Source organism: Psychrobacter sp. GTC18467, from assembly GCF_055397455.1.
Map to the genome: position 1 here is coordinate 1,686,578 of NZ_AP038920.1, position 19,900 is coordinate 1,706,477.

The following is a 19,900-nucleotide window of genomic DNA, read 5'->3' on the forward strand; positions in this document are numbered from 1 at the left end:
ATGAAAAGTGTAATTTAATTCAATTATTAGATTTAATCACTTGAATATGTCGGGCAAGTAACGTATTGTAGTTGACTATTACAAAAAACCATCAATCCGTATCAAACACATAAGGTATTGCGCTTGTGAGGCTATTTTCAGCGAAAAGTCGGCATTTAATTGGAGTTGATATTTCATCAACTTCGGTAAAAATTGTTGATATTCAGCGTCAACAAGGTATTTTTCATTTAAAGTCTTATGGTATTGAACGATTATTGCCCGGAATCGTTGTGGATAAAACGATTGTTGATAGTGAAGCAGTAGGCGAGACAATTGCCCGCTTAGCGCGGCGTTGTCAAATCAGCGCTTTAGATGCTGCCACTGCGGTTTCAGGGTCTTCGGTCATCACCAAAATTATCGATATGGAAGCCAACTTAACGGATATTGAGCGCGAAGCTCAAATTCGTTTAGATGCCGACCAGTATATTCCTTATCCTTTAGATGAAGTTAACTTAGATTTTGAAGTCATTGGACCTTCATTGGTTGACGACAATTTGGTGCAGGTGCTCCTTGTTGCATCACGATCCGAAAATGTCGATCAGCGCGTTGATGCGCTCACTTTTGGCGGTCTAAAAACCAAAATCGTCGATGTGGAGTCCCATGCCGTTGAACGGGCTTTTGGACTTATGGTGGATAGCTTAAGCAATATGCCAGAGCTTGTGGCGCTTGTAGATATTGGTCATTATCAAACGACGCTTTACGTGGTCAAAAATGGTGAGTTTGTTTATAGCCGTGAGCAGCTGTTTGGTGGCTTGCAGTTAACTGAGAGCATCCAAAACCGTTATGGGTTGTCGTTTGAGGAGGCGACCATCAATAAGCGCGAGCGAACCCTTCCTGACGATTATTATCCAGAAATTTTAACCCCGTTTATGGAAAATGCCATTCAGCAAATCACCCGATCACTGCAGTTTTATTTTTCCTCAAGTCAATATAACAGCATTGATCATGTGGTACTGGCAGGTGGCAGCAGCTCCATTCCTGGGCTTTCAGGAATGGTTCAGCAAAAATTGGGCGTTCCGGTAACGATCGCCAATCCTTTTATTAATATGACCATTAACCCTTATATTGATAATGAGCAATTAAGCATAGATGCGCCAAGTTTGATGGCCGCTTGCGGTCTGGCATTAAGGAGCTTTGACTGATGGCTCGCATTAACCTATTGCCATGGCGACAAGAAGAGCGCGAACGGCGAAATAAAGAATTTATTGCACTGGTGGCGGCGACCACCTTACTGGCATTATTAGCCGCATTTGCCGCTTGGAGTTATTTTAATAATGAGTTGAATGATCAGCGTGATGCCAATGCGCTGATTGAACAAGAAAACGCCCGATTAGACTCCGCGCTCAAAGAGATCGATACCCTTGAGCAGCGCCGCGATGACATCATTTCCAGAATGCAGGTCATTCAAGACTTGCAAGGTCGCAGGCCCATTCCGGTTCACTTGTGGGATGATATTGCTAAAGCAATTCCGCCAGCTTTGTATCTGACCAACCTCAAGCGAGAAGGGGATTTGCTGACCTTAACAGGAATGGCGGACAACCCAAATGTGGTTTCAAGTTTGATTCGTAATTTAGATGACAGTCAATGGATGGGCAATTCTGCGGTGCAAAACATTCAGCAAAACATCACCGCTTATCAAGCTGCTCCTGAAATCAATACGGCGCCTACTGCCGATGGCGCGCCGCCAAGACCGGTGTATCCTGAGGACAGTTATGTGCAATTTGTCATTACGACACAGGTTGAATTTGCCTCAAAGCTTGATCAAACGGATGACACACAAGCTGAGGTCGCAGTGGCAACTGATGCTGGAGGTGGCGCATGAAGCTTGTCCGTAAAAAGGTGTTGTTAAAAAAGAAAAAAGTGGCAACAGATAAAAAACCATTTGATTTCAATGAGTTTCGCCGCAGTTTTGAGTCGCTTGATCCTGAAAACTATGGCAGCTGGCCGGTTGCGGTTAAAATCACTTTACTGTGCTTTATTGTTGGCTTTATTGCCGCTTTAGCTTGGGCGTTGCCGATTAGCAGCAAAATCGATGAAATTACTGCCGCTGAATCTGAGCAGCAAACGCTGCTTGACAGCTATCGCCAAAAAGAGTCAAAAGCTCGGCATTTAGAAGCGTATAAAGCTCAAGTGACGCAAATGGAAACGGAGTTTAATGCGCTGTTAGACCAGCTTCCTAAAGACACTCGGGTGTCTGAGTTGGTCGAGGGCATTAACATGACGGGCGTTGGCAGCAACATTCGTTTTCAAGACATCTCCGTTGAGCCTGAAGTTGAAAATGAATTTTTTATTGAACAGCCTATTCGCATTGCTGCTTTAGGGGACTATCACCAATTTGGTAGCTTTATCAGTGGTCTTGCGGCGTTGCCACGGATCATTACCATGCATGATTTTGAAGTCACCAATCCTCAGCCGACTCTTGATACTTTGCCTGAGCTTAATTTGGTCTTACAAACCAAAACCTACCGCTCAAAAGAAATTAAAGAGGATGAGGCCGCAGCAGAAGGCGCTGAAACCGCAACGACAGATGATTCGGCAGGAGGCAACTGATGACAACCAAGCAACTGCCCTTAACGTTGGTCATAATGATGGCTCTTGGTGTGACCGCTTGTAGCGATCGGGTAGGTCTTGCTCAAGAAGCGATGGAGCAGATCCGCAATGAATCCGCTCAGCCCATTACCCCGCCGCCACAAGCTGAAGTGATTGAGGATTTTGTTTACAGCTCAAGTATGCTGCGAAGCCCATTTTTGCCGCCAAGTTTAGTAAATATTCAAGCGCCCACCAATGCCCTTGACAGTGTTCGCCCAGACATTACTCGTGAAAAAGAACCGCTCGAGCAGTTTGAATTGGCTCAGCTGACCTTTCGCGGTATGGTCATCTCCCCTGAAGGTCAGCAGTTTGCGCTGGTTCAGCGTCCGGATGGCTCAGTGGCAAGCGTCAAAGTTGGCGATTATATTGGTCTAAACGACGGCCGAATTGTTGAGATTACCCCAACCCAAATTAATTTGATTGAAATTGTGCCAGACAGCCGCGCAGGCTTTGTTGAACGCCCGCAGTCGCTGGTATCCCCCATCAGCTAACTTGGCATATTTTTTGAGGAATAACTAATGACCAAACGCCAACACTGGGGCGCGTTGACCAATAACCGCGTCTCCTCGACTTTTGCGGTCTCTATGCTTAGCATGAGCATGATTGCCATCACATCAAACGCCCATGCCGCTGAACGCATCAATAATGTCGTGGTGACGCAAACCGCTCCTGCCGTCACCCAATTACGACTGAGCTTTAACGGCGCTCCTGTCCAGCCCAAAGCTTATCAGCTTAAAGACCCAAGCCGATTGGTTTTGGACTTTGAAAAAGTGCAAAACGGTCTTGTGAGCCGTTCAACGGACTATAATACGGGTCTGGTGCAGAACATCACGACCTTAAATAATGACGACACCACCCGCTTAATTGTTGGGTTAAGTGGCGAGGGCAGCTATACGACCACAGTCAGTGGCAACGATTTATTGTTGACCATTACTGAGCCTAATCGAACGAATAACACGGTCATTCGCCGCGTCGTCAGAGCCCAACCTATGGCGGTTGTTCCTGTCACGCAAACTGCAGTCGTCGTCACCGATGATGCGCCTATTGCCACCACCGCTGTGGTAACGCCTATTGTTGAGACCAGCAGTACCGCCGTGACCCCAATTGTGGCAAGCAACACTGTTATTACCAAGCCTGAGGTTCCTGCAGACACCATGGTGGTTCGGGTCAACCCACTTCTTGACCCTAAGCTTGCGTCAACTCAAGTCAGTCGCCAATACAGTTATGATGGCTTAAGCGCGCTGAATTTTACGGCAGGTGCCAATGGCGGCGGCAGCGTCAATATCGCCCTTGCCAATGAAGCCATTCCAGTTGATGTTCAGCGCCAAGGCAATAAACTTGTGGTTCGTATGACCGGCAGCACTGTCCCACGCAACTTGCTGCGCCGCTTAAATATCAATAGCGGTTTGGTCGCTAGCATTGATACCAAAAACCAAGGTCAAAATGGCGTCGTTACCATTAACATGACCGGCGATTATGAGTACCAAGCTTACCAATCAGGAAACCAATTAACCATTGGCATCAGTAAGCCTGAACTCTTGCGCGAACCGACCATTGAAGAAAAAGTGTATTCTGGTGAAGCGCTATCTATGGAGTTTCAGGACGTTGAAATCCGCAGCGTTTTGGACATTTTAGCCCAGTTTACCAGTATGAACATCGTAGCAAGCGATTCGGTTGCCGGTAATATTACCCTGCGATTAATCAACGTTCCTTGGGACCAAGCCCTTGATATTATTCTAAAAAGTAAAAATTTGGGCAAACGCGAAAATGGCAACGTCATTTTGGTCGCACCGGCTGCTGAACTTGCGCAGCAAGAGGCTCAGGAGCTTGAGGCTCAGCGCGCTGTAGAAGCGTTTGAACCCCTGCGAACCGAATATATTCGCTTAAGCTATGCCAAAGCCGCCGATGTGTTAAACCTCATTTCACAAGGCAGCGGCGCGAGCAACCGCGGTACGACCAATAACACGATTGATGACAACAATACGCTACTGTCTAATCGCGGCACGGTCACCGTGGATGAGCGCACCAACACGCTAATCGTTAAAGACGTTGCCACCAGTATCGAAAATATCCATAAGCTCATCAGTAAAATTGACATTCCAGTGCGGCAGGTGATGATTGAAGCGCGGATTGTGAGCGCAACGGATACCTTTAGTAAAGAAATCGGCGTTCGCTGGGGTATTTTATCCAATGGCGCCGCCAACAACCGCAACTTACTGGTCGGCGGCAGTGACCAAACGCTTTGGGATTTGAAGAACTTTGACGTTGAAAGCACCACTATCAATGGTCAAACCGTCTCTTATCCAAAGTATGACATCAGCCGCCCTGATAACTTAAACGTGGACTTAGGCGTTGCCAACCCTGCAGGGCGAATTGCGTTTGGACTTTTAAGCATGTCCGATTTCATGCTTGATTTGGAATTGTCAGCGCTGCAAGCCGATAATCGCGGTGAGGTGATTTCAACGCCGAAGATTTTGACCGCCGATAAGCAAACGGCAAAAGTCTCCTCAGGAACGCAAATTCCCTATCAAGAAGCATCAGCAAGTGGCGCAACTGCCACCAGCTTTAAAGAGGCAGCACTAAGTTTAGAAGCGACGCCAAATATCACCCCTGATGGCAAAATCGGCTTAAAGTTAAATATTTCTAACGGTAGGCCAGTTGCATCTCTTGATGGGCAGGTTGCTATTGCTGAAGATTCAATCTCAACCAATGTCATCGTTGAAGATGGTCAAACTCTTGTTTTAGGTGGTGTCTTTAAAAACCGCAATTCAACGGGGGTTGAAAAAGTACCATTTTTAGGGGATTTGCCTTATATTGGCAAAGCTTTCCGTCGCGATGCTCGAAGAAATGAAAAAGAAGAGTTGCTTATCTTTATTACACCAAAGCTAATTAACGATGGTACTAGTCGATTAGATTAAGCTAAAGAATATTTTGACTTTTAATAAACTTAAGTCTATATTAAAAAGTCATTATGAAATAATTATAGATATAATAGGATGAAAAAATATGAGAAATGGTATCTTAGCTTCAGCCCTTCTTTTTCTTAATATTAGTGTAATAAGTATATCTACGTCCCATGCAGCTTTACGTGATGTCTATTTAACTTTTAATGAAAGAGGTATGTGCTCTATGGGAAATAGTTCTAACGGTAATGATGTATATATCTACTCTTCAAATAATAAGGAAGCATACAAAGTTTTAGTTCAAGTTAAAGCTTACACACAAACTACATCTCTTGGTATGAGAACAGAAATATATAATAAAGAATTTTATATCTCACCAAAGGGAAAAACTTTTGTTGGTTGTTTAAAAGATGCGGCTGCTTATAAATATGAGTACCAAATATTAAGTTATAGCAGTATATAAAATACAGCATAGTATAAGTATATTTTGATTATTTTTTAACAATAGAAGAGTAGGCGAATTTACCTACTCTTTTTTATTTTGCTTTAAAGAAAATATAATATATGATAGTTCATTTATATTTAAGTTGGGTGATATGGTAGAATCGTTGCCATCAATTTTTATTGTAGGTCCCATGGGCGCGGGGAAAACGACGATCGGACGCTTACTTGCCAAGCAGCTTGGTCGTGAGTTTATCGACAGTGATTGGTTTATTGAGGAGCAATCAGGCGCAGATATTGCTTGGATTTTTGCCAAAGAGGGCGAAGCTGGGTTTCGTAGCCGCGAGTGCCGTGCCATTGATGAGTTAACCAAACGCCCAAATATTGTCTTAGCGACCGGTGGCGGCGCGGTCATGAATGCCGCCAATCGTCAAGCCCTGCATGACCGTGGCATTGTGGTTTATTTAAACGCCCCTGTCGAGGTGCAGCTTTCCCGAACGGCAAAAGACAAATCGCGACCGCTGTTACAAAATCCCAACCCAAGGCAGGTGCTGCAAAATTTATATCAGCATCGTGACCCTTTATATCGGGAAACGGCGCATATTATTTTGCCCACCGGTCACACTTATCCGCGGCATATGGTTCAGCAGCTCATCGAGCGCCTCGATGAAAAATTTGGCAGCAGCTTTGATTTAACTGCCATTCGTTTGCAAGCGCCCATGAGCGATGATGAAATTTAGCAACAAAGTTGGTTTATAATAGCCAAAGCGGGTTACGGACAATTACATTTAGGAGTAGAGGATGACTGTTAGCACCTCAATGCCAACGCTACAAAACAAAGATGATGGGTTGTGGGTAAAAACCCAAAGCCATGATTATCCCATTGTCATCACCCAAGTGGCTCATCAAGCGGCGTCAGCAAGCGTTGCTATGGCAGATTATATTGCGCCGTTTATCCAAGGTCAGCAGGTGTTAATCGTCAGTAACGAGACGGTCGCGCCGCTGTATTTAGCCAAGCTAAAACAAAATCTTGGGGCGCAATTTAACGTTGCCACTTGTATTTTAAAAGACGGTGAGCAGTATAAAACTCAAGACAGCATCAACCAGATTTATGATGCGCTGATGGACAGCCATTTTAACCGCGATGTCACCTTGATTGCGCTTGGCGGCGGCGTGGTCGGCGATATGACCGGCTTTGCCGCAGCAAGCTTTATGCGCGGCGTGGATTTTATCCAAATCCCAACGACGCTGCTATCGCAAGTGGACTCAAGCGTTGGCGGTAAAACGGGCATCAATCACCCTAAAGGCAAAAACATGATTGGCGCGTTTTGGCAGCCGCAATTGGTGCTTGCCGATATGGCAACGCTGAAAACCTTGCCGCCGCGAGAGCTGTCCGCAGGGCTTGCCGAGGTCATCAAATACGCTTTAATCATGGATGAAGGCTTTTTGACTTGGCTTGAAACCAACTTACCTGCCATGATGGCGCTTGATTTAAGCGTTCTTGGTGAGGCGGTCAAACGCTGCTGTCAATATAAAGCCGACATTGTGGCAAGTGATGAGCGCGAGTCGGGAATCCGCGCCATTTTAAACTTCGGTCATACCTTTGGTCATGTCATCGAAACCCATGAAGGTTATGGCAACTGGCTTCACGGTGAGGCAGTGGCTGCCGGCATGGTTCAAGCTGCAAAATTATCACAAAAGCTGGGTTGGCTAAGCTCAGCTGACGTTGCTCGAATTGAGCGGGTGTTAACCCTTGCCAATTTGCCCATCAAGCCGCCGCCCATTTCGGTGGCAACCGCCCTTGATTTGATGGGTCATGATAAAAAAGTCAAGCACGGACAACTGCGGCTGATTTTGTTAAAATCGTTAGGAGACGCTGTCATCACCAAAGATTTTGACAGTGAGTTGTTAGCCCAAGTGCTATCAGAACCTGCGAACTTAGAACATTCGCCGTCAGCGTGTAGCAACAGCCATTTACAGAACGCTTAAGCGGCGCTTCTATTAATTTTGAAAGGATAGTTCCATGGTCGCATCACCACAAGCGACGCGCCAAGATCGTAATTCATACCGCCGCCAAGCTTTGATTTGGTTGATGATGACCCTTATTCTTGGCGTGGTCACGGCTTTAATTTGGATGGTCAATCAGACCCCAAAAGTGACCACCAAGATTGAAAATGCACCTTTAGCTGCAACTGCGCCGCCGCTTGAAGAAGAGCTGACTCAGCCGACGCAAGTTGAACCCTTGCATGAGCTTGATGCGGACGTTCAGCCCATCAGCTTTGAGGACACCGTTCGCGATTTGCGCAATTACCCTGACGAATTTAAAGACAAGCGCTATTTGCTTGCCAATAAAGGCAAATGGACCGTTCAGGTGATGAACGTGGCTGAAAATGACGTGGTGGTCAGCTATTTAGATGGTCGCGATGACCGTGAGAAGTTTGCTTACTTTCGTTACCGCGATGAGGACAATCAGCTGCGCTATATGCTTACTTATGGCTTGATGGGAAGCCCGCAAGAAGCCATGGGGGCAGCAAAACTGGTCGATTTTGGACTTCCGGCAAACGTTCGCGTTATTCCTGAAGAAATCAACCGTTATGTCAATATCATTGACAACTACGAGCGCCCAGAACCGATTAAAGATTTAAGCTCGAAGCGCACGCGAACGGTCAAGTTGCAACCGACCAAGCGTGAAGTTCCGGTACGACCAAGACCGCAGCCAAAACCTGAGCCCAAAAAAGAATCGGGGTCAAGTGATAGCAAAGCAGAGAGCATCAAACAATCGAAAAATCAATCGGATACGTTGTCGGTTAATGAAGAGCGTACGGTGACAGAAGAAGCTGTCAACAGCGCGGACAATCGTGTCGATGAGACCAAAAAGCCGCCTGCCGTTCCTGCGCCAAAGCCGCCAAGTGACAGCAAGTCAGACAATAAGGCGGATAAAAAGTCAGAAAACAAAAAAGCGGACGACAAAGCCAATAAAAATGCGAGCAAAGACAATAAAGGCGACAGCATGAAAGAGCTTATTGACGACAAGTCAAAATAGGTCGTTACGAGAAAAACTATCTTAGTAATACTAAAAACCCTGCCAGTTAAGCAGGGTTTTTTATGAGTAATAATAAAAATTAACGATTGGCTTTAAGTTTATCCCAATACTGCTGATACAGTTGTAGCGCATCATCGCCAACATCTTCTTGAAATTCCGCTTTGGCTAAAATGTCTTTGCTTGGATAAATGGTTGGGTTGTTACGGACGCTGTCATCCATCAGCTTTCGCGCCTCAATATTGGGTGAGGCATAGCCAATTTCTTCGCTCACGATTTTGGCATTTTCAGGTCGCAATAAATAATCGATAAATTTATGAGCCGCCTCAACGTTTTTGGCGTTTTTGGGAATGACAAAATTGTCCATCCAAAGTAGCGCGCCCTCAGTGGGGTATTTGTAAACCAGACTTGTTAAGCCCTCGTTGTTTGCCATGACCGCCTCGCCATTCCAAGTCATGCCGATATTGGTTTCGCCCTCGATATACGGCATTCTTGAAGCGTCCGAATTAAAGGTTTTTACGTTTGGCATGAGCGTGGTCAGCTTTTCATAAGCCGCTTTGATTTCCTCAGGGTTTCGGCTATTTCCCGAATGACCAAGGGTTAAAAGCGCCATACCAAACACCTCGCGCAAGTCATTCATCAGCATCACCTGACCTTTATACTCCGGTCGCCAAAGGTCATTCCAACTGTTTACCGTTTTCGGGTCAATCACATCGCCATTGATGGCAAGTCCCGTGCTGCCCCACATATAAGGGATCGAGTATTTGTTATCAGGGTCAACTTTGGTGTTGGTAAATGAGGTGTCCAAATTTTTAAAATTGCTTAATTTGGACTTGTCCAACTCTTGTAATAAGCCTTCGTTTGCCATTTTTTCAACATAATAGGTCGAGGGCACCGCCAAATCGTACTGGCTTGAAGTGTCGAGCAATTTGAGTTTGGCGTACATCGCCTCGTTTGAATCAAAGGTGGTGTAATTGACCTTGATTCCGGTTTCTTGCTCAAAGCCGTCCAAAATCTCTTGCGGCATATATTCCGACCAGTTGTACAAATTAAGCGTCTCGCCGGTGCTATTTGCACCAGTTGCCGCCGAATTGTCCGCCTTATTACAGCCGGTGAGGCTTGCGGCGATAACGGCGCAAGCAAGAATCCTTGGCAAAATTTTGGCAGTCGGATAATGAATGGTTACGGTCAAAACGGCGCTCCTCAATCAGCTAACAAGTAAAAATGGTCAATAAAACGGCGGATAGCGTTATTCGTTATATGATTATGGTTATGAGTTGTCGCAATTTAAAGGGCGAAAGCAAAAGTAATTGCCGCTAAAACATGGAGCGATAAGCAAAAAAAAGCGTACTTAACCATGCTATGATGATGGCTGATTGAATCACTACAAAAGTATTAGCAATAAAATTAAGATAAAAGGAGTTAGACCATGACTGATAATGCAATAACCATTCCTGCGCTATTGACCGATAAAGTGGCGATTGTCACCGGCGCAAGTCGTGGTTTGGGCGCTCAAATCGCTAAGCAATTGGCAGCTAGCGGCGCAAGCGTTTGCGTCAATTATCTAAACAGTAAAGACGCTGCTGAAAAGGTAGTAGCAGAAATCATCGCCGCAGGTGGCACAGCATTTGCTTATCAAGGCGATGTGACCAGCCTTAAACAAATGCAAGCGCTGAGCGCTGAAGTTGTTAACCGCTTTGGGAAAATCGACATTTTGGTGAATAATGCGCTACCAAATTATCAGTTTAATCCAAATGCTGAGTTTACAAGCATTGAAACCGTTAAATGGTCGCATTTTTCGCAGCAAATTGAGGGCATTGTTCAAGGTGCGGTCAATACCGTTCAAGCGGTCTTACCACAAATGAAATCGCAGCAAATGGGCAAAATCATCAACATCTCAACCAACTTGGTTTATAACCCTGTGGTGACGTATTACGACTATACCACCGCCAAATCGGCGCTGATTGGACTGACGCGCAATTTAGCAAGCGAGCTTGGTCAATTTGGGATTCGCGTCAATTTGCTGGCAGGCGGGCTGCTCAAAACTACCGATGCCAGTAGCCTTACCACTGAGGAAGTCTTTGATTATATCGCTACCACCACACCGCTTCGCCAAGCAACTTCGGTCAGCGATTTTGCCAACTCGGTGGTGCTTATGGCGTCCGATTTAAGCCTTGCTATTACCGGTCAGTCGATTGCCGTTGATGGCGGCTTGACCATGCCGTAAGCTATTATGAGCTATTAAAGGTTAAAACAATCATGGCAGATAACGCGATAATAGACTGGTCTTTAGAAAAAGTTTTGGTGCAAAAACAGCAGCAAATCAACGACTTTGTAATCCGCGCTAACCCGTATTTGGGGGACAATCCGCTATTTTTTGCCGGTCACTTTATCACCGGAAAGCTTAATCATCCTGATATTTTATTTATCGGCATCAACCCCGGTCATCGCTATTGGTATGACTTAACCGCTCGGCAAAACAATACCAAACTGGTTGATTTTAAAAGCTTGCCTTGCAAATTTATTGAGGAAGCAGCAATTAGCAATCGCTTTGCCCGCCGCGTGATTGATGTGGCGTGTCTTGGTGATGTGGCAAAGCTTGAGCGCTGCGCCGAGACCAGTTTGCTGTCCTATTTTGCCAGTCCGACCGAAAGCGTGGTAAAAGCTCAGCTTAAACAACTGCCTAAATCAATGCAGCTTGAACATCAAGAGTTAATGCAATTGCCACTTGCACAAATTGCGCCCAAGCACATTGTTTGTATCGGTTGGCGAACCTTTGATGAATTTATCAAACGCTACCAAAATCCGCGAAAGTCTCGAAGTGAAATGCCATCACGTCAGCTTCCCATTCGGGTCACCAAAGACAGCTCAAGCAGCAAGCTTATGGACTTTTATGTTAAAACCGAGGTCAATGGCATTCCCGTTCATGGCGTTCGGCATTTTTCAACGCCACTAAGTAGCGAAATGCTTTTTGAACTGAAGCAACTATTTAGTAAGATTTGGGCGGAAATTGAGCAACCAAAAATTGAGCCATTAGCTTAGCTTGCTAAAAAATGCTCAACCACCTTTTGAATGCCATTTTCCTCAATACTGCCCGTAATTAAATTAGCGCGGGCTTTTAACTCATCTTTACCATCGCCCATTGCCACCGCAAAACCGACCAAATCAAACATTTCTAAATCGTTTAGCCCATCCCCAAATGCCATGCAGTCGCGAGCATCGACCGAAAAATGCTTACAAACGTCCAAAATGCCGCGCGCTTTTGAGGCGTCAATCGGCAAAATATCGCCTACAATTGAATGCCAATGCACCAGTTTTAGCGCGTGATGATCAAAGTTAACGTCCTGCATTTTTTCATCTTGATTGTCAAAAAATACTGAGCATTGATAAACGGTGTTAAATCTGCAGTAGTCGGGGTCGATGATGCTGCAGCTTTTGATTTTGTCGTGGTAGGTGGTTTGCCATTCGTGCTCATCTGACCAGACGATTTGTGATTCGGCGTCGAACTTATAGACCAGACCGCTTTGGTTGCAAAGGTCGGCGATGGTGGTCGCCTGCGCTGCGCTCAAAGGGTAGTGGCTGATGATGCGCTCGTTGTCAAAGCTGTATTGACCGTTCATGCAGATGATGGCGTCCAATACGCCGGCGTCAAGCAGTTCGGTGATGTCGGGCGGCAAGATGACTTTGGAGCGACCGGTTGAGATGACAAGCTTGATGTCGGTATCGGCAAGCGCCTCAAGGGTTGCTTTGTTGTTTGGGGCGATTTTACCGTTTCGGCTTAAGGTGTCGTCGATGTCAAAAAAAATCATTTTTGGGGTGGGGACGGCAATTTTTTCGGTGGCGATGGTGAGGGTTGGCATGGGCGTCCTTTTGTATCAAAGCAGCTTTTTATCAGCTATAATAAACTTTAGTTTGTATTTTATAGATATTTAACGAGGGTTTAAAGCAATTTAAAGTGAATATCTTTTTAAATCAAGGAGATAGTTTTGGAGTTAGCCGTATTATACACGTTATCCGCTATTTTCGTTCTTGTCGCCCTTAAGGATAGGCTAACCGCATTTATTTTTGGCAAAATTTGGGACAAACGAATTATTTATGATTTGGATAAAGAGATCATCTATAAGGAAAGACTTGTTGAGATGGCAGGATTGATGAAGCTTCACGAGCCTTATATCTCTTTTACCACCGATTATAACCACAAATCTATCTCTGGCGAGCTTTACTTTCAGTGGGATAAGTTTTCCTTTAAAGACAAAGCGGCAATGCAGGATTTTTTAGCCAACATAAATGCTGTGACGATATATATTAATCCCAAAAATCCAAGCCAGTTTATCATTTACCGCCCTGAGCCGCGAATTCAATATTGGATTATCGCAGCAATGTTCATCATTTTTGCGCAAGTTTATGCTCATTTTAGCGCTTAAATAAATCATGAAATAAGGTCAGATTATTTTGGCAGTAGTCACCTAACCTGACCCTAAATAGTTATTCAGCCACCAAAACATCACTCACATTCTGAAAACCCCTTGGCAGTTTGCTGCCCCGAGCCGCGCGCGACCCTTGATAGTTTGCCAAATCGCTTGGCTTTAAAGTCACGTGGCGCTTTCCTGCGGTGATGACAAGGCTGTCGGTCAGTGCCATCGGCGTGATGCTGATGACATTTTCGCCGTCTTTTAAATCAATCAATTTATTGCCTTTGCCGCGAGCTTGGGTGGGCAGCTCAGCGAGTGGAAAAATCAGCAAGTATCCAACGTCCGTGGTGACTGCTAAGTGGTCAGGATTTGCCGCCGTGTCTAACGCTGCAACCGGAAGCAATCGGCTGCCACCCAAGTTAATGATGCTTTTGCCAGATTTTTGGTTGGTGTCCAAGTTGCCAAGGGTATTGATAAAGCCGTAACCTTGAGCGCTGGCAAGGACAATGCGCTCATCAGTCCCGCCGGATAATAGCTGCTCAAAGGTCGCGCCAGATGGCGGCTTTAAGACGCTGGTTAACGGGTCGCCTTGACCGCGAGCGGACGCTAGGCTATGAGCGTCAACACTGTAGCTGCGACCGGTGCTGTCAAGAACTAGGATTTTGGCATTGGATTTGCCGCGCGAGTGCGCCTGATAGCTGTCGCCAGCGCGAAAGCTCATGCCGCGCGGGTCGACGTCGTGACCTTTGGCAGCCCTGATCCAGCCCGCTTTTGACAGCACAGCAGTGATCGGTTCGCTTGGCATGAGGTCGGATTCTTTAAGCGCTTGCGCCTCGTCGCGCTCGATAAGCTGCGACATTCGGTTGTCGCCATGAGCTTTCATGTCGTCCGTCATCTCATCAATCATCAATTGCGTAAGGCTGTTAGGGTTATCCAAGTGTTCTTGAATGGTGGCGCGCTCGCGGTTTAGCTCGTCTTGCTCACCTTTAAGTGCCATTTCCTCAAGTTTTGCCAGTTGGCGTAAGCGAATGTCCAAAATTGCGCCGGCTTGAATGTCGCTTAAGCCAAAGGTTGTCATAAGCGCGGCTTTTGGGTCGTCCTCTTCGCGGATGATTTTAATGACCTCGTCAATGTTTAAATAGGCAATCAATAAGCCTGCTAAAATATGCAAGCGCTTATCGATTTTATCCAAACGAAACTTTAAGCGGCGAGTAACCACTTGTCGGCGGCACTCAAGCCATTCGGCAAGGATTTCTTTTAAGTTTTTGACTTGCGGCTTACCGTTTCGCCCAATCATGTTCATATTAACGCGGTAGTTACTTTCAAGGTCGGTGCTGGCAAACAAATGGCTCATGACCCGCTCAACGTCAACACGGCTTGAGCGCATCTCAAGCACGATTCGGCACGGGTTTTCGTGGTCGGATTCGTCGTGAATGTCGGTAATCCAAGGCAGTTTTTTCTCCATCATCAAGCGCGCAATTTGCTCTTGGATTTTGCTTCCGGACACTTGATAGGGCAGCGCATCAATGATGATGAGGTTTTTTTCTTTGGCATCGATATGGTAAGTGGCGCGCATTTTATAGCTGCCGCGACCGCGCTCATACATCGCTTGCAAGTCTTTTTTACTGGTGATGATTTCAGCTCGGGTGGGCAAGTCAGGGGCAGGGATGGACTGGGTTAATTGCTTAATGGTTAAGTCCGGATTTTTAAGCAAACGAATGGCGGCGCGGACGACTTCGTTTAAGTTGTGCGGCGGAATGTCGGTTGCCATACCAACGGCAATTCCCGTCGTGCCGTTTAATAAAATATTGGGCAACCGCGCCGGCAACGTCACCGGCTCTTCAAGTGAGCCATCAAAGTTATCTTGCCAGTCAACCGTTCCTTGACCCAATTCCGCCAGTAGCGTGTTGGCATAAGCGGACATTTTAGCTTCGGTATAGCGCATGGCGGCAAAGGATTTGGGGTCGTCAGGGCTGCCCCAGTTGCCTTGACCGGTGATGAGTGGATAGCGGTAGCTGAACGGCTGCGCCATCAATACCATGGCTTCATAACAAGCGCTATCGCCGTGCGGGTGGTATTTGCCAAGGACATCGCCGACCGTTCGCGCCGATTTTTTGGGTTTAGCGGATGCTTTTAGCCCAAGCTCGCTCATGGCATAAATGATGCGCCGCTGAACGGGCTTTAGCCCATCGGCAATGTTAGGCAGCGCGCGATCCATAATCACGTACATCGCGTAGTTCAAATACGCCTGCTCAGTAAATTCAGCAACCGAGCGCGAGTCAACTGCCTCGTTTAATGGCGTTTGTGACTCAAAAGAATCGTTAGCAAAAGTAGCACTTTCGGACATAATCAACATTCACTTTTTAAATTTTTGCTGTTTAAAGCTGGTTTTTTAAGTTCGGCTGTTAAAAACAGAACGCCCAAATCAGGGCAATGGCGCTATCGTAAAGCAATTGATGACAATTAAAAAGGGCAAAATGACGCTAAACGACGCGGGATGACGCAAAAAAATACTAAGAATGATTAGAATTTAGCTCCTTTATTCGCTATATTAAATACAATAAAATCTTAATTTTGTTTGCCAAATCTATTGATAAGTTAAGCAACAAAATCAGTCCCTGAATCCATCCGCTTTGCGCTCATTAAGGAGTATTGTCATGAATCCTAATCCAAGCTCCAAAACTGCTTTTTTAGCCAAGCCCTTGTTAAAACAAGCGCTTTATCTGGGTGTGATGACCGCGATGCTTGCCGCTTGTAGCGCTCAAAAGTCTGACAGCATGGGCGAGCCGACCAGTTCAAAAAGCATCAGCCGAGGTCAAAATAGCGAGGTGGCAAGCGAGGTTGCCAACGCCGATATGGCAGCGCCAACGGTTGCATATAGCGAAGCGGAAATGATGACCGTAGAGCCGTATTACGAACCAACGATTGAAAGCCGCGACAATTATCAAAAAAATATCGCCAATCCGATTCAGCGAACCCTTGATAATCCCGTTGCTACCTTATCGATTGACACCGATACCGGAAGCTACGCCAACATTCGCCGCTATCTCAATGAGGGCAGCTTGCCGCCTCGTGATGCCGTTCGCGTTGAGGAGATGATTAACTATTTTAATTATGACTTTGCCAACAGTAAGCGCTTGGGACGCGCGCCATTTGTGGTGGAAACTGAGCTTGTCAGCTCACCTTGGAACGCTTCCAATCAAGGCAACCAAATCTTAAAAGTTGGCATCAAAGCGGTGGACAATTTAAGCTTTACCAAAAAAATCCCGCCGTCAAACTTGGTGTTCTTGGTGGACGTTTCAGGGTCGATGGATGAGCCGGACAAATTGCCACTTGCCAAATCGGCGCTGAATTTATTGGCCAAGCAGCTTCGCGCTGAGGACACCATCAGCATCATCAGCTATTCTGGCGAAACGGAAGTCGTGCTGCCGGCAACGCGCGGTAATGATACGCGCAAAATCCAAGCTGCCATCAATAGCCTGCAAGCCGAAGGCAGTACCAACGGCGAGGACGCGCTAAAGCTTGCCTATAATGAAGCGCAAAAATCGCTGAAAAAAAACGGCATCAACCGCATTTTGATGCTCACCGATGGCGACTTTAACGTCGGCATCAGCAGCGTTGAGGAAATGCTCAATTTAGTCAAAGCCAACCGCAATCGCGGCATATCGCTGTCCACCGTCGGCTTTGGTCGCGGCAATTTAAACGACTTTATGATGGAGCAAATGGCGGACAGCGGCAACGGCAATTACAGCTATATCGATAGCCTCATGGAAGCCAAAAAGGTCTTTAGCGATGAACTTGCCTCAACCTTTAATACGGTGGCAAGTGACGTCAAAATTCAGCTTGAATTTAACCCCGAAGCAGTCAGCGAATGGCGCTTGATTGGCTATGAAAATCGCTTGCTCAATGAAGCTGATTTTAACAATGACAAAGTCGATGCCGGCGAGATTGGCGCTGGAAAATCGGTGGTCGCGCTGTTTGAAGTGACGCCAAAAGGTCAAAAAGGCAGCGTTGATTCGCGCCGCTACGCCAAGCCGCAAGTGCTTAATCCGGCGATAAAAGCCAAATCGTCTGAAATGGGCTATTTAAAAGTTCGCTATAAGCTGACCCCTGAGGCGCGCTCGCAACTGGTTGAGCTGCCGATTTTGGCGAACAATGCCGTTGCTATCAGCCGCGCTCACCCCGATACCCAGTTTGCTATTGCCGTTGCCGGCTTTGGTCAAAAATTGCAAGGCAGTGACTATATTAACAACTGGCAATTTAGCGACAGTAAGCGCTTAGCCAATCAAAGCTTAAGCGCCCAAAGCGCCACTGACCCCAATGGGCTTCGGCGCAACTTTGTGCAATTGCTTGATCTTGCCGAAGCGTTATCACCAACAGATGCCGCTGCCAACCGTTAATCAAGCTAGGTAAGCCATGCTGCGATCAATCGCGGCATGGTTTTTTATTATTTAAAATACTTTAAAAAAACAGTCAAACGCTGTCAATCTTCTTTGCAAACTCAGCAAGCAATCTTTGGTATTGAGTCCACTCCCTAAAGTGTGTATGTTAAAGGGCAAAGGAGTAAGTTATAACAATAATTTAGGAGATGATTATGGAAAATCAAAGTGTTGGCACCCGCCATGACGATAAAGTTTGGCTTAAAACCTATGAGGCGCTTGGGCTCAACTATGACATTCAGCTGCCGCCGGACAATACCTCACTCATCGACATTTTTGAGGTAAGCTTTGCTAAATTTGGCGACAAACCGGCGTTTGTTTGTATGGGGTCAAGTATCAGCTTTCAAGAGCTTGATTTATACAGTCGGCAAATGGCGGCGTATTTGCAATCTTTGGGGCTAAAAAAAGGTGATAAAGTGGCGGTCATGATGCCCAATATTTTGCAGCTTCCGGTTGCCATCATTGGCGTATTACGGGCAGGGCTGACCCTTGTGAACGTCAATCCACTTTATACCAAGCATGAACTTGAGCATCAATTAAAGGACTCGGACAGTAAAGCGCTGATTTTGGTTGAAAACTTTGCCAAAACTTATCAAGACATCGGTAAAAAGATGGTCGACCACGTCATCATCACCAATATGGGCGACTTGATGGGAACGTTTAAAGGCTTTGCGGTGAATATGGTCGTCCGCCATGTGAAAAAATTGGTGCCAAAATATAACATCGCAGGAAGTGTCAGCTTTAAGCAAGCGCTTCATGAAGTTGGTGCCAGTAAATATAAGCGCCCAAGCCATATTGGATTGAACGACATTGCCGTGCTGCAATACACCGGCGGCACGACCGGCGTTGCCAAAGGCGCGATGCTCAGCCATAAAAACTTGGTAGCAAACCTCATTCAATGCGACACTTTTTTAGGAAGCGCGTTTGACGATTTTGAGCATAAAGGCGAGCAGCCCGTTATTTTAACCGCGTTGCCTTTATATCATATTTTTTCATTTACCGTTTGCGGGATGTTTGGCATTTATCGTGGCTGCCTTGGGCTGCTTGTTCCCAATCCGCGCGACATCAAAAGTTTATTAAAAGACTATAAAGACTATCCACCAGCGTTTTTCCCTGCGGTTAATACCTTATTTAATGCCCTAGCCAACAACGACGAGTTTAAAGCGATGAATCACAGCAAGCTTAAAATGTCGATGGGCGGCGGTATGGCAGTGCTAAAAACCACCGCGGAAAAATGGCGGCAAATCACCGGCAACGTCATCGTTCAAGGCTATGGTTTGTCTGAAACTTCCCCTGTTGCCACCGCAAACCCTGCCAACCAAGCCACTTTTGGCGGAACCATTGGCATTCCGATGCCGGCAACCGATGTGGCAATTTTAGATGATGATGGCAATGAAGTGGCACTTGGCGAGCGTGGTGAGATTTGCGTTCGCGGTCCGCAAGTGATGAAAGGCTACTGGAACCGCGAGGAAGCGACGCGCGAGGTGATGACTGAGGACGATTATTTTCGCACCGGTGATATTGGCATCATGGATGACGCCGGTTTCGTCACCATCGTTGACCGCAAAAAAGACATGATTTTGGTGTCAGGATTTAACGTCTACCCCAACGAAGTTGAGGACGTGATGGCCGCGCATCCGAAGATTTTAGAATGCGGCGTGATTGGCGTTCCTGATGACAAAAGCGGCGAAGTTCCCAAAATTTTTGTGGTCAGAAAAGATAACAGCTTAACGGTCGAGGACGTCTTGGCGTTTGCCAAGCAAAACCTCACCGGCTACAAACGACCGCGCTATGTCGAATTTATCGATGAGTTGCCCAAATCCAACGTCGGCAAAATTTTGCGCAAAGACTTGCGAGCATTGGAAGAAAAGAAAACCAAAGCGGCGTCTTAACCATTAATAAGCGCTGAAAAGAGATAAAGCAGCGTCTTTAAACGTTGAGCTTGGTGATAATTTGCGAAAAACTTCACAAATTATCACAAGGCAAGGCTGAACTTTACCATGTTTTCGATTATGCTATTAGTTTTCGAGCGCCTTT

General features: G+C 46.2%; 17 protein-coding genes. 14 read left to right on the forward strand and 3 right to left on the reverse strand.

The annotated features are described in order from the left end of the window. Positions 1 to 125: 125 nt before the first annotated feature. The 9 genes from ACZ5XY_RS07355 (at position 126) to ACZ5XY_RS07395 (ending at position 9,015) form a co-directional block, all read left to right on the forward strand. Entirely contained in the window at positions 126 to 1,181 is a 1,056-nt protein-coding gene (locus ACZ5XY_RS07355; RefSeq protein ID WP_464740346.1) for a pilus assembly protein PilM, read from the forward strand. Further along, on the forward strand, positions 1,181 to 1,861 hold the full coding sequence (locus ACZ5XY_RS07360; protein WP_464740348.1) for a PilN domain-containing protein: 681 nt from the start codon (positions 1,181 to 1,183) through the stop codon (positions 1,859 to 1,861). The genes ACZ5XY_RS07355 and ACZ5XY_RS07360 overlap by 1 nt, the downstream gene beginning before the upstream one ends. Beyond that, a complete protein-coding gene (locus ACZ5XY_RS07365; RefSeq protein WP_464740350.1) occupies positions 1,858 to 2,589 on the forward strand; it encodes a type IV pilus inner membrane component PilO in 732 nt (243 codons plus the stop codon). The genes ACZ5XY_RS07360 and ACZ5XY_RS07365 overlap by 4 nt, the downstream gene beginning before the upstream one ends. Beyond that, complete coding sequence (locus ACZ5XY_RS07370) at positions 2,589 to 3,119, forward strand: pilus assembly protein PilP (protein WP_464740352.1); 531 nt, start codon at positions 2,589 to 2,591, stop codon at positions 3,117 to 3,119. The genes ACZ5XY_RS07365 and ACZ5XY_RS07370 overlap by 1 nt, the downstream gene beginning before the upstream one ends. 27 nt (positions 3,120 to 3,146) lie before the next feature. Next, positions 3,147 to 5,546: a type IV pilus secretin PilQ gene (pilQ, locus tag ACZ5XY_RS07375; protein WP_464740354.1), complete on the forward strand. Its 2,400-nt coding sequence runs from the start codon at positions 3,147 to 3,149 to the stop codon at positions 5,544 to 5,546. Positions 5,547 to 5,634: 88 nt separating this feature from the next. Continuing rightward, positions 5,635 to 5,994, forward strand: a complete 360-nt coding sequence (locus tag ACZ5XY_RS07380; protein ID WP_464740356.1) for a hypothetical protein — start codon at positions 5,635 to 5,637, stop codon at positions 5,992 to 5,994. 133 nt (positions 5,995 to 6,127) lie between these two features. Continuing rightward, positions 6,128 to 6,712, forward strand: coding sequence for a shikimate kinase AroK (gene aroK, locus ACZ5XY_RS07385; RefSeq protein ID WP_464740358.1), 585 nt, complete (start codon positions 6,128 to 6,130; stop codon positions 6,710 to 6,712). Between the two features lie 61 nt (positions 6,713 to 6,773). Beyond that, positions 6,774 to 7,961 (forward strand): 3-dehydroquinate synthase, encoded by a 1,188-nt coding sequence (aroB, locus tag ACZ5XY_RS07390; RefSeq protein WP_464740360.1) that lies wholly within the window; start codon positions 6,774 to 6,776, stop codon positions 7,959 to 7,961. A 34-nt stretch (positions 7,962 to 7,995) separates the two neighbouring features. Continuing rightward, complete coding sequence (locus ACZ5XY_RS07395; protein WP_464740362.1) at positions 7,996 to 9,015, forward strand: hypothetical protein; 1,020 nt, start codon at positions 7,996 to 7,998, stop codon at positions 9,013 to 9,015. A gap of 79 nt (positions 9,016 to 9,094) precedes the next feature. On the opposite strand, the gene ACZ5XY_RS07400 is transcribed toward ACZ5XY_RS07395, so the two are convergent. Then, on the reverse strand, positions 9,095 to 10,204 hold the full coding sequence (locus tag ACZ5XY_RS07400) for an ABC transporter substrate-binding protein (protein ID WP_464740364.1): 1,110 nt from the start codon (positions 10,202 to 10,204) through the stop codon (positions 9,095 to 9,097). Positions 10,205 to 10,441: 237 nt separating this feature from the next. Here ACZ5XY_RS07400 and ACZ5XY_RS07405 point away from each other — a divergent pair, with 237 nt between their 5' ends. Both ACZ5XY_RS07405 and ACZ5XY_RS07410 read left to right on the forward strand, forming a co-directional pair. Continuing rightward, positions 10,442 to 11,239, forward strand: coding sequence for a 3-oxoacyl-ACP reductase (locus ACZ5XY_RS07405; RefSeq protein WP_464740366.1), 798 nt, complete (start codon positions 10,442 to 10,444; stop codon positions 11,237 to 11,239). A gap of 32 nt (positions 11,240 to 11,271) precedes the next feature. Next, positions 11,272 to 12,054, forward strand: a complete 783-nt coding sequence (locus ACZ5XY_RS07410) for a hypothetical protein (protein WP_464740368.1) — start codon at positions 11,272 to 11,274, stop codon at positions 12,052 to 12,054. Here the strand turns inward: ACZ5XY_RS07410 and ACZ5XY_RS07415 are convergent. Beyond that, a complete protein-coding gene (locus ACZ5XY_RS07415; RefSeq protein WP_464740370.1) occupies positions 12,051 to 12,872 on the reverse strand; it encodes a Cof-type HAD-IIB family hydrolase in 822 nt (273 codons plus the stop codon). The genes ACZ5XY_RS07410 and ACZ5XY_RS07415 overlap by 4 nt on opposite strands. A gap of 126 nt (positions 12,873 to 12,998) precedes the next feature. On the opposite strand from ACZ5XY_RS07415, the gene ACZ5XY_RS07420 reads away from it, so the two are divergent. Next, complete coding sequence (locus ACZ5XY_RS07420; RefSeq protein WP_464740372.1) at positions 12,999 to 13,436, forward strand: hypothetical protein; 438 nt, start codon at positions 12,999 to 13,001, stop codon at positions 13,434 to 13,436. Positions 13,437 to 13,497: 61 nt separating this feature from the next. Here ACZ5XY_RS07420 and parC read toward each other — a convergent pair whose 3' ends face one another. After that, on the reverse strand, positions 13,498 to 15,771 hold the full coding sequence (parC, locus tag ACZ5XY_RS07425; protein WP_464740374.1) for a DNA topoisomerase IV subunit A: 2,274 nt from the start codon (positions 15,769 to 15,771) through the stop codon (positions 13,498 to 13,500). A 310-nt stretch (positions 15,772 to 16,081) separates the two neighbouring features. On the opposite strand from parC, the gene ACZ5XY_RS07430 reads away from it, so the two are divergent. Together ACZ5XY_RS07430 and ACZ5XY_RS07435 are read left to right on the forward strand one after the other, a co-directional pair. Beyond that, positions 16,082 to 17,824, forward strand: coding sequence for a vWA domain-containing protein (locus ACZ5XY_RS07430; RefSeq protein ID WP_464740376.1), 1,743 nt, complete (start codon positions 16,082 to 16,084; stop codon positions 17,822 to 17,824). A 194-nt stretch (positions 17,825 to 18,018) separates the two neighbouring features. Further along, entirely contained in the window at positions 18,019 to 19,755 is a 1,737-nt protein-coding gene (locus tag ACZ5XY_RS07435) for an AMP-binding protein (protein WP_464740378.1), read from the forward strand. Positions 19,756 to 19,900 lie beyond the last annotated feature (145 nt).